The organism is Pseudomonas sp. SWRI92, from assembly GCF_014268685.1.
Lineage (GTDB): Bacteria > Pseudomonadota > Gammaproteobacteria > Pseudomonadales > Pseudomonadaceae > Aquipseudomonas > Aquipseudomonas marvdashtae.
Map to the genome: position 1 here is coordinate 215,635 of NZ_JABWQY010000005.1, position 9,419 is coordinate 225,053.

At 63.3% G+C, this 9,419-nt stretch carries 9 protein-coding genes; 4 read left to right on the forward strand and 5 right to left on the reverse strand.

Going from position 1 to position 9,419, the window contains the following annotated elements:
- The first annotated feature begins 115 nt into the window (after positions 1-115).
- Positions 116-934, forward strand: a complete 819-nt coding sequence (locus HU762_RS11530) for a pyruvate, water dikinase regulatory protein (RefSeq protein WP_186609894.1) — start codon at positions 116-118, stop codon at positions 932-934.
- Positions 935-992: 58 nt separating this feature from the next.
- Here HU762_RS11530 and HU762_RS11535 read toward each other — a convergent pair whose 3' ends face one another.
- From HU762_RS11535 to HU762_RS11550, 4 genes are all read right to left on the reverse strand, one after another.
- The gene (locus HU762_RS11535; RefSeq protein WP_186609895.1) at positions 993-1,220 is read right to left on the reverse strand and encodes an MbtH family protein; all 228 of its coding nucleotides are present in this window, start codon (positions 1,218-1,220) and stop codon (positions 993-995) included.
- An 84-nt stretch (positions 1,221-1,304) separates the two neighbouring features.
- Positions 1,305-2,717 (reverse strand): aspartate aminotransferase family protein, encoded by a 1,413-nt coding sequence (locus HU762_RS11540; protein WP_186636717.1) that lies wholly within the window; start codon positions 2,715-2,717, stop codon positions 1,305-1,307.
- Between the two features lie 118 nt (positions 2,718-2,835).
- Positions 2,836-4,170: an ATP-binding protein gene (locus HU762_RS11545; RefSeq protein WP_186636719.1), complete on the reverse strand. Its 1,335-nt coding sequence runs from the start codon at positions 4,168-4,170 to the stop codon at positions 2,836-2,838.
- Positions 4,167-4,847, reverse strand: a complete 681-nt coding sequence (locus HU762_RS11550) for a response regulator (protein ID WP_186636721.1) — start codon at positions 4,845-4,847, stop codon at positions 4,167-4,169. Before HU762_RS11550 ends, HU762_RS11545 begins: the two co-directional genes overlap by 4 nt.
- Before the next feature lie 176 nt (positions 4,848-5,023).
- Between HU762_RS11550 and dsbD the strand changes: the two genes are divergently transcribed.
- From dsbD to dsbG, 3 genes are read left to right on the forward strand one after another with little or no spacing between them, the layout of a single operon-like run.
- Positions 5,024-6,751, forward strand: a complete 1,728-nt coding sequence (gene dsbD, locus HU762_RS11555) for a protein-disulfide reductase DsbD (protein ID WP_186636730.1) — start codon at positions 5,024-5,026, stop codon at positions 6,749-6,751.
- Positions 6,751-7,620 (forward strand): TlpA disulfide reductase family protein, encoded by an 870-nt coding sequence (locus tag HU762_RS11560; RefSeq protein WP_186636733.1) that lies wholly within the window; start codon positions 6,751-6,753, stop codon positions 7,618-7,620. The genes dsbD and HU762_RS11560 overlap by 1 nt, the downstream gene beginning before the upstream one ends.
- The gene (gene dsbG / locus HU762_RS11565; protein WP_186636736.1) at positions 7,596-8,363 is read left to right on the forward strand and encodes a thiol:disulfide interchange protein DsbG; all 768 of its coding nucleotides are present in this window, start codon (positions 7,596-7,598) and stop codon (positions 8,361-8,363) included. The genes HU762_RS11560 and dsbG overlap by 25 nt, the downstream gene beginning before the upstream one ends.
- 178 nt (positions 8,364-8,541) lie before the next feature.
- Here the strand turns inward: dsbG and HU762_RS11570 are convergent, their stop codons facing one another.
- Positions 8,542-9,354, reverse strand: a complete 813-nt coding sequence (locus HU762_RS11570) for an alpha/beta fold hydrolase (protein WP_186636739.1) — start codon at positions 9,352-9,354, stop codon at positions 8,542-8,544.
- Between the last annotated feature and the right edge of the window lie 65 nt (positions 9,355-9,419).

A 9,419-nucleotide genomic window follows, 5' to 3' on the forward strand; every position in this document is an offset into this window, starting at 1 on the left:
GATATGGCCTGGACCTGGAAAATAAGTGAGAATGCGGGCCACGGGCGGCCGGCAAATCGCGCCTATCATATCCAAGAATCGTTACGAGCTCACTAGCTTAAGGCCCAAGGCGCAAATGAAACGATCTGCTTTCTTTATTTCCGACGGCACCGGCATCACGGCCGAAACGCTGGGCCAGAGCCTGTTGGCGCAGTTCGAGAACATTACCTTCACCAAGCTGACACGTCCCTACATAGACAGCGTCGACAAGGCGCGGGCCATGGTACAGCAAATCAATAAAGCCGCCGAAACCGACGGTTTTCGTCCGATCATCTTCGATACCATCGTCAATCAGGACATCCGTGAGATTCTCGCAACGTCCAATGGTTTCATGATCGACATTTTTTCCACGTTCCTCGCGCCGCTCGAGCAGGAATTGAGCGAGCATTCCTCCTACTCGGTCGGCAAGTCACATTCCATTGGCCACAACTCCAACTACATGGAGCGGATCGAAGCGGTCAACTTCGCACTGGACAACGACGACGGCGCCCGCACGCATTATTACGACAAGGCCGACCTGATCCTAGTGGGCGTGTCGCGATGTGGTAAGACGCCGACGTGCCTGTACATGGCGATGCAATTTGGTATCCGCGCGGCCAACTATCCGCTGACCGAAGACGACATGGAGCGCCTGCAACTGCCGAGCGCCCTGCGCGCCCACCAGCACAAGCTGTTTGGCCTGACCATCGACCCGGACCGCCTTACCGCGATACGCAACGAACGCAAGCCCAACAGCCGCTATTCGAGCTACGCGCAATGCGAGTTCGAGGTGCGCGAGGTGGAAAACCTGTTCCGGCGGGAGAACATTCCCCACATCAACTCCACGCATTTTTCCGTGGAGGAGATTTCGGCGAAGATCCTGGTGGAGAAAGGGGTGGAGCGGCGGTTCAAGTAAACCGGGACAACCTGTCGAGAGCGAGCCCGCTCGCTCTCGACAGAAGCTGGACCGCTGTTCAATGAGCCGCAGTCGCCTGCTCTTCCATCTTCTTGCGCAGGCTCAACGGTCGCATATCGGTCCAGACCTCTTCGATATAAGCCAGGCATTCCTTTTTGAAACCGCTTTTGCCAACGGTGCGCCAGCCTTCCGGAACGGCCTTGTAGTCCGGCCAGATCGAATACTGCTCTTCGTGGTTGACCACGACCTGGAAGAGGATGTCCTCGCGGTCGAATACTGAAGTCATGGGTGGTTCTCCATCGTTGCTCAAGGTTCGCCGCGCGCAGGCGCAGCCAAGGTATGAAAAGGAACGTACCGGACCGGATGAAAATTAGGTGTCGGCCACGGCGGCTTCCAAGGCACGCCGAAAAATCTCCGCGACCCGGTCGATCTCCGCTGCGGTAATGATCAGCGGCGGCAGGAAACGCACCACGCCGCCCTGTCGACCACCCAACTCCAGGATCAGCCCACGCTTGAGGCATTCACGCTGCAGCCGTGGCGCCAGCCGTGCATCCACCGGTGGATGGCCCAAGGCGTCCGAGGTGCCGGCCGGGTCTACCAGCTCGACGCCGAGCATCAGCCCGCTACCACGAATGTCGCCCAATTGCGGGAAGTCCCTCTGCAGGATATGCAGGTGTTCGCTCAGGCGCTCGCCCATGGCGGCGGCATGGGCCGGCACGTTGTGTTCGACCAGGTAGCGCATGACCGCGCTACCCGCCGCCATGGCCATCTGGTTGCCCCGGAAAGTCCCGGCGTGGGCGCCCGGCAGCCAGGTGTCGAGCCAGTCGCGATACACCACCACCGCTAGCGGCAGGCTGCCGCCGATGGCTTTGGACAGCACGACCACGTCCGGAATGATCCCGGCGTGCTCGAACGCAAACATCTTGCCGGTTCGGCCAAAGCCGCTCTGGATCTCATCGACGATCAGCGCCACGCCGGCCCGCTCGGTGATCCGTCGCAACCCGCGCAGCCAATCAAGATCGGCGGGTATCACACCCCCTTCGCCCTGCACCACCTCGACAATTACCGCTGCGGGCAACTGCACGCCAGCCTCGGGGTCGGTCAGCAGGTTTTCCAGGTAATGCAGATTGGCCTTGACGCCTTCAGCCCCCCCGAGCCCGAACGGACACCGATAATCGTAGGGAAACGGCATGAACTGCACGCCACTGCTGAGCAAGGCCCCCAACGGCTTTTTAGGGCCCAGGCTGCCCATCAGGCTCAACGCGCCTTGGCTCATGCCGTGATAACCGCCCTGGAACGACAGCACGGTGCTTCGTCCCGTGGCGGTGCGCACCAACTTGAGGGCCGCTTCCACCGCGTCTGTGCCCGTGGGGCCGCAAAACTGGATTTTCGCTTCGGCGGCGAGGGCCGCTGGCAACAGGCCGAACAGGTCCTGGACAAAGCGATCCTTGACCGGCGTGGTCAGGTCCAGGGTATGCAGCGGCAGCTCATCGGCAAGCACCTGCTGGATCGCCTCGATCACTACCGGGTGATTGTGCCCAAGGGCCAGCGTGCCCGCGCCGGCCAGGCAGTCGATGAAGGTGCGGCCCTCGACATCTTCGACGTACAGGCCCTTGGCACGCTTGAGGGCCAGGGGGATCCGTCGTGGGTAACTGCGGGCATTGGATTCCTGCCGGTTCTGGCGGGCCAGCAACGGCGATTCGTTGAATTGATAGAGCGTCTCGACCGGTGTGGGACTGACCCGGACAGGCAATGCTTGGATAGGACTGTGAGCGACTGACATTTTTCGACCCCGCGATGAGTGACCAAACGGCGCACCGGGCAGGTGCGCATTCGGGGCGCACGTGCAGGCTTCTGTTGGAAACGCATCAGCGAGGCAAGGATTTACCCACAGGAACCCGTCACTGGGCAGGCGACACTTGCACCGGCACGGTGAATTCAACTCGCAGCCCATCCGGGCGGCTGTCGAAGTGCAAGCCACAGCCGCAACGCTGGACGATGGCCTGGACAATCGCCAGCCCCAACCCGCAGCCATTGCTCTGGCCGTTGCGCCAGAAGCGCTGGGTCAGGTGCTGGATATCGTCGGCGGCAATGCCGGGACCTTGGTCGCGCACCTGGAAACGCACACGTTGGCCGATCATCTCCAGGTTCAGCTCGACCTCGGTATCGCCCGGCGTATGGCGCAGGGCGTTTTCCAGCAGATTGCGCAACGCGGCGATGGCCAGTACCGCTGGCATCTGCACTGGCGCGTCGGACAGTTGCGGCGATCGATGCAGCCTGATCCGCTGGGGCGCGCCACCGGTCGCATCCTGGATGGCCAGCCGTGCGACCTGCTCGGCATTGCATTGCACGCCGTCATCGAACGACAGGCTGCCCTCGACCCGGGCCAGCAGCAACAGTTGTTCGAGCGTGCGATGCAACCGGTCGGCGCCCTCCTCCGCTCGCGCCAGGGACTGGTCGCGCGCGGCGCCCTCGGTCATGCGCGCCACTTGCAGGTGGGTCTTGATGGCCGTCAGCGGGCTGCGCAGTTCATGAGCGGCGTCGCCGGTCAGGCGGCGCTCGCGTTCGATGGTCTTGCCGATGCGCTGGAGCAACTGGTTCTGGGTTTCGAGCAAGGGACGCAGCTCGCTGGGCAGCGGATGAATCTGCAGCGGCTCCAGGGAATCGGCGTTGCGCCGCATCAACGCATCGCGCATGCGGTTGAGCGGCGCCAGACCCTGGCCAATGCCGAGCCACAACAGGCACAGGCAACCGAGCAGCGCCACGCCGACCGGCACCGACGCCGCCAGCAACACCGACATGTTCAACGCTTCGCGCTCGATCTGGCGGTCGGCGGTGGTAATGCGCAAATCGCCTCGGGCCAAGGTAAAACTTCGCCAAGGCGCGCCGTCGATCATCTGGTCATGAAAACCCATTTTCTCGGCTTCAAGAGGTTGCTCCGGGGTGCCGTGGCTGCGCGCCAGGATCTCCCCGCGCAAGGAGCTGACCTGGCAAGCCATGCCGCCCGGAATACTCAGCTGTTCGGCGCTGAAATGCGTGCCGTCACCCTTGGTCGGCAAGGGCGGCAGTTGCTCCAGCAACCCGGCGACCATCCGCGCCGAAGCCACCAGGCGCTGGTCGAGGGAGAACATCATCTGGTTGCGCAGGTCGCTGAGCATCCAGGCGGCGGCCAGGGCCCAGATCAGCGCGAAGGCCGCGCCAAGGGTCAGGCTCAGCCGCAGTCGCAAGCTCATCACTTGGAGGATTCCCCACCATCGGCCGGCCCCAGCCGATAACCCAGGCCGCGCACCGTCTCGACAATCCCGTTGCCCAGCTTGCGCCGCAGATGATGGATATGCACGTTGAGGGCATTGCTTTCCAGTTCGTCGTTGAACCCGTAGACGCTGTCCTTGAGCTGCTCGGTGGACAACACCCGCCCGCGGCTGTGGAGCAGGGCCTGCAACAACGACTGCTCGCGGCGGGACAGGTCCACCGAATGACCGTCCAAAGTGGTTTCGCGGCTGCTGGGGTCATACGTCAGGCGGCCGTGCTCGATCAGGTTGACACTGCGCCCGGCCACGCGCCGCAACAAGGTGTGCAGGCGCGCCGCCAGCTCGCGCAAGTCGAACGGCTTGAGCAAGTAATCATCGGCTCCAGCCTGCAGGCCTTCGACCCGGTCGGTCACCGAATCACGAGCGGTGAGGATCAGCACCGGAATCTCCAGGCCTTGCTGGCGCAACTGCCGGAGCAGCTTGAGGCCGTCCTCATCGGGCAGGCCAAGGTCGAGCACCATGACATCGAACTCAGCCACGCCGATCATCGCCCGCGCCGCCGCTGCCGTGGCGACGTGTTCGACCGTCAGCCCTTGGGCCGCAAGCCCAGCGACTATGCCGCTGGCGATCAACTCATCGTCTTCGCAGACCAGTACGCGCATGGGGAGCCCCGTTGAAAAAGGTACATTAGGCCGCCGGCCGATTAAGCCGACATTATGCGACGAGTACGCCCGATATGGGCGATCATTGCTGCAAACCGGTTGTCGACCAGGTTAATCGACGGTTAATCGCCGGCCGCCATTGTGCCTTCCACCTGCTTCGTTCTAAGGCTTTACCCATGCGTCGATTGCTTTTGCTATGGCTGTTCCTGCTCTCAGGCCTGGCCCAGGCTGCCAATCCCTTCGAGACCAAACCCGACTTCCTGCCGGTGGAAAAGGCCTTCGTCTTTTCCTCGCAACGCCTGGATTCCGGTGAGACCCAGTTGTTCTGGCAGATCGCGGACGGATACTACCTGTATCAGCAGCGGCTCAAATTCGACGGTTTGACCGAAGCGCAGAAGCCGAAGTTGCCGGAAGGCGAAGCTCACAGCGACGAGTTTTTCGGCGATCAGCAAGTGTATCGCCAGGCACTGGAGCTGAAGATTCCCGCCGGGGCCACCGGCAAGATCAAGGTCGGCTTCCAAGGCTGTGCCGACGCGGGCCTGTGCTATCCGCCCCAAACCCAAGTGGTCGACCTGGGTGGCGGCGCAGCAGTAGCGGCCAACGGCGAGGCGCAGGACCAGGCCTTGGCCAGCGGTCTGCAACAGCGCGCGTTGGGCTGGAGTCTGCTGGTGTTCTTCGGCCTGGGCCTGCTGCTGGCGTTCACCCCCTGCTCGCTGCCGATGCTGCCGATTCTGGCCGGGCTGGTGGTGGGCAGTGGCGCCGGGCCCCGGCGCGGTCTGGCCTTGGCCGGCAGCTACGTGATCAGCATGGCCTTGGTGTATGCCGCCATGGGCGTGCTCGCCGCGCTGTTGGGGGCCAACCTCCAGGCGCTGCTGCAGCAACCGTGGCTGCTGGGCAGTTTCGCGGCCATCTTCGTGTTGCTGGCGCTGCCCATGTTCGGTTTCTTCGAACTTCAACTGCCGGCCGCCCTGCGTGATCGCCTGGAGAACGCCGGCCGCCAGCGGCGCGGGGGTAGCCTGGTGGGTGCCGGCGTGCTCGGCGCACTGTCCGGCCTGTTGGTGGGCCCGTGCATGACCGCGCCGCTGGCCGGTGCGCTGCTGTACATCGCCCAGAGCGGCAACGCGCTGCACGGAGGCCTGATCCTGTTCACCATGGGCGTCGGCATGGGCCTGCCGCTGTTGCTGCTGGTAACCGTGGGCAATCGCTTCCTGCCTAAGCCCGGCGCCTGGATGAACCTGCTCAAGGGTGTATTCGGCTTTTTGTTCCTCGGCACCGCGTTGCTGATGATTCGCCCGATCATCGATGGCTCGCTGTGGATCGGGCTGTGGGGCGCGCTGCTGGTGATCGCCGCCTATTGCGCCTGGCGCCAAACTCAAGGATTCGGTCGCGCCGCTTATCTGTGGGGCAGCGTGTCGCTGTTGTTCGGCCTGTGGGGCAGCCTGCTGGTGATCGGTGCAGCGGGCGGCAGCGACGACCTGTTCAGGCCCCTGCAGATCTACGGCGGGGGACAAGGCAACGCGACCCTCAGCGCCGACGATGCCTTTGTTACAGTCAGCGAGCCTGCCGCCCTGCAAAGGGAACTGGACGCTGCCAAGGCGCAGGGCCAGTGGGTGTTGCTGGATTACTACGCCGACTGGTGCGTGTCCTGCAAGATCATGGAAAAACAGGTGTTCGGCCGCGCCGAAGTGCTCGACGCCCTCAAGGACGTGCGGCTGCTGCGCCTGGATGTCACCGCCGACAGCGCCGCCAGTCGTGAACTGCTAAGCCGCTACCAGGTGCCTGGGCCACCGAGCCTGCTGTGGATCGGCGCGGACGGCACGGAACGCCGCAGCCAACGGATCACTGGCGAAATCGACGCCAGGGGTTTCCTGGAACGCTGGAACATGACCCGGAACGCGCCCTGATGCTGACGTTAACCTTGGGCACCTTCGCCATCGCCCTTAACCATTTGCTGCTGATCAGCGCACTGGCCCTGGCGACCTTCGTCGGTTGGCGCGTGGCCAAGCGCGGTGGCGAGAACCCCGAGTCAGTGCTGTTCGGGCTGTTCCTGCTGGGGCTGCTTGCCGCAAGAATCGGCTTTGTCGCCGCCTACTGGAACCATTACCAGGACGATCCGTGGCAGATTGTCGATTTACGCGACGGCGGTTTCCTGGCCTGGCCAGGCATCGTCGCTCTGCTGATCGCTGCGTTGCTATGGGCACGTCGCCGACCGGGCCTGCGCCGCCCGCTGGGTTTCAGCGTCGGCAGCGGGCTGCTGTTCTGGCTGGTGGCAACAATGTCGTTGACGATTTATGAGCAAGGGACCCGCTTGCCAGGGATAGACCTGCGCAACGCCCAAGGCGAAACCGTGAACCTCGCCGACTACCAGGGCGGCCCCTTGGTGATCAATCTCTGGGCCACGTGGTGCCCACCCTGCCGGCGTGAAATGCCGGTACTGGAAGAAGCACAAAAGCAGCGCCCGGACCTGACCTTCCTGTTCGTCAATCAAGCCGAAAGCATGCAAAGCGTCAGCACCTACCTCGCCACCCAGGGCCTTAGCCTGACAAACGTGCTGTTCGATGGCAGCGGTCGTCTTGGTCAGGCCGTCGGCTCGATGGCCTTACCGACAACCTTGTTCTACAGCGCCGACGGCCGCCTGCTGGCCAGTCATCTGGGCGAGTTGTCGGAAGCGAGCCTGGCCCGCGCACTGGAAAATTTCGAAACGCCTGGCTCGACCACGGCGGCCCACCCCGCGACAAGGACACTGCCATGCCCCGCCTCCACCACCTGCTGACCCTGGCCTTTGCCGGCGCACTCTTGCAAACCCCGGTGCTTAACGCCGAAGAGTTGCCGGCGGCGATCAAGAAGATCGAAGCCAAGGGCGCGAAAATCGTCGGCACCTTCGACGCACCGGATGGGCTGCGAGGTTACGCGGCGCAATACCAGAACCGTGGCATGGCCCTGTACCTGACGCCGGATGGCAAACACGTTCTGCTGGGCAACCTGTACGACGCCGAGGGCAAGGACCTGAGCGCCGAACCGCTGCAAAAACTGGTCTATGCACCGATGGCCAAGGAAATCTGGGCAAAAATGGAAGCGAGCAATTGGATCGCCGACGGCAACAAGGACGCACCGCGCACTGTGTACCTGTTCAGCGACCCCAATTGCCCATACTGCAATATGTTCTGGGAACAGGCCCGACCGTGGGTCAAGGCCGGCAAGGTGCAGTTGCGCCACATCATGGTGGGCATCATCCGCGAAGACAGCCCAGGTAAATCCGCCGCGTTGCTGGCCGCCAAGGAACCGGAGAAAGCCCTGGCCGAGCATGAAACGGCCGGCAAGGGCAGCTCGCTCAAACCGCTCAAGGACATACCGCCGGCCATCCAGGCCAAGCTCGACGCCAACCTGCAACTGATGGAAGAACTGGAGCTGTCGGCCACCCCGGCGATTTTCTACCTCGATGAGAAAGGCGAACTGCAACAACAGCAAGGCGCGCCATCGCCGGACAAGCTGGTGAAAATTCTCGGGCCGAAGTAAAGCCCAAAAAACCTGACGCGCCGCCGACTGCTTTCGTGGCGAGGGAGCTTGCTCCCGCTGGGGTGCGAAGCAGCCCCTGGCTGTCTTGCTGCGGTTCGTCAGGTTAAACGCATGCGCTTTTTTGGGGCTGCTGCGCAGCCCAGCGGGAGCAAGCTCCCTCGCCACGGTTGGGCAACAATCAGTGCTTGCGCGTCAGCAACGCCAGCAACGCCTCGGTCACAAACTCCGGGTTCTCCAGATTCGAGATATGCCCCGCCTCCGGGACCAGCATATGCCGACAGCCAATCAGCTCGGCCATTTCCAACGCCTCGGCCGGTGGCCGTGGCTTGTCCTGGTCGCCGCACATCACCAGCGTGCGCTCGGCGTCCAGTCCGGGCAGGCGCGGCAGGATATCGTCCCGCCCGAAAATGATCCGCCCCAGCGGTACGACACTGTTGCGCAGGCGATCGGCGGGTAGCGCAGCGAGCGAGGCGCGGAACTGTTGATAAAGCGCCGACTGCGGATCGATGCCTGGCCGGAAGAAGATCGGCACGATGATATCCAGCAACGGTTCAGGAATGCCGCCGCTGGCCTCGATCTTGTCGAATAGCGAGAAGTAATACAGGCGCGTCGGTTCCGGCTCAACGCCGACGTAGGTGTCCATCAACACCAGCGATTGCACGCGTTCAGGCGCCGCCAACGCCAATCGCGCGCCCCACATCCCGCCCACCGACAGCCCCACCAGGCTGAAACAACCGACGTCCAGATGATCCATCAACGCCAGCGCCTGGCGCGCCAGGTCGTCCAGGGAAGTCGTGCCCTCCGGCAAGCGCCCGGACTGGCCGTGCCCCCACAGCTCAGGAACGATCACCCGACAGTGCTTCGACAGGGCGTCAATCTGCGGCGCCCACATGCTGCTGTCCCACAAATAGCTACTGCCCAGCAGCACCACCGGCCCCCGGCCTTGGTCGAGGTAATGGAGCGGTTGTCCGTCAATCGTTGCAAAGGGCATCGGTGACCTCCTTTTGTTGAGTCAGGGAAAACCTTCGGGAGACTGAGCTGCGACAAGCGAGGCGT

Excerpts from the sequence above, each read along its gene's own strand:
- HU762_RS11535 (WP_186609895.1), bottom strand. The coding sequence starts at position 1,220 with ATGACTTCAGTATTCGACCGCGAGGACATCCTCTTCCAGGTCGTGGTC.
- dsbG (WP_186636736.1), top strand. The coding sequence starts at position 7,596 with ATGCCCCGCCTCCACCACCTGCTGACCCTGGCCTTTGCCGGCGCACTC.
- HU762_RS11530 (WP_186609894.1), top strand. The coding sequence starts at position 116 with ATGAAACGATCTGCTTTCTTTATTTCCGACGGCACCGGCATCACGGCC.
- HU762_RS11570 (WP_186636739.1), bottom strand. The coding sequence starts at position 9,354 with ATGCCCTTTGCAACGATTGACGGACAACCGCTCCATTACCTCGACCAA.
- HU762_RS11540 (WP_186636717.1), bottom strand. The coding sequence starts at position 2,717 with ATGTCAGTCGCTCACAGTCCTATCCAAGCATTGCCTGTCCGGGTCAGT.
- dsbD (WP_186636730.1), top strand. The coding sequence starts at position 5,024 with ATGCGTCGATTGCTTTTGCTATGGCTGTTCCTGCTCTCAGGCCTGGCC.
- HU762_RS11550 (WP_186636721.1), bottom strand. The coding sequence starts at position 4,847 with ATGCGCGTACTGGTCTGCGAAGACGATGAGTTGATCGCCAGCGGCATA.
- HU762_RS11560 (WP_186636733.1), top strand. The coding sequence starts at position 6,751 with ATGCTGACGTTAACCTTGGGCACCTTCGCCATCGCCCTTAACCATTTG.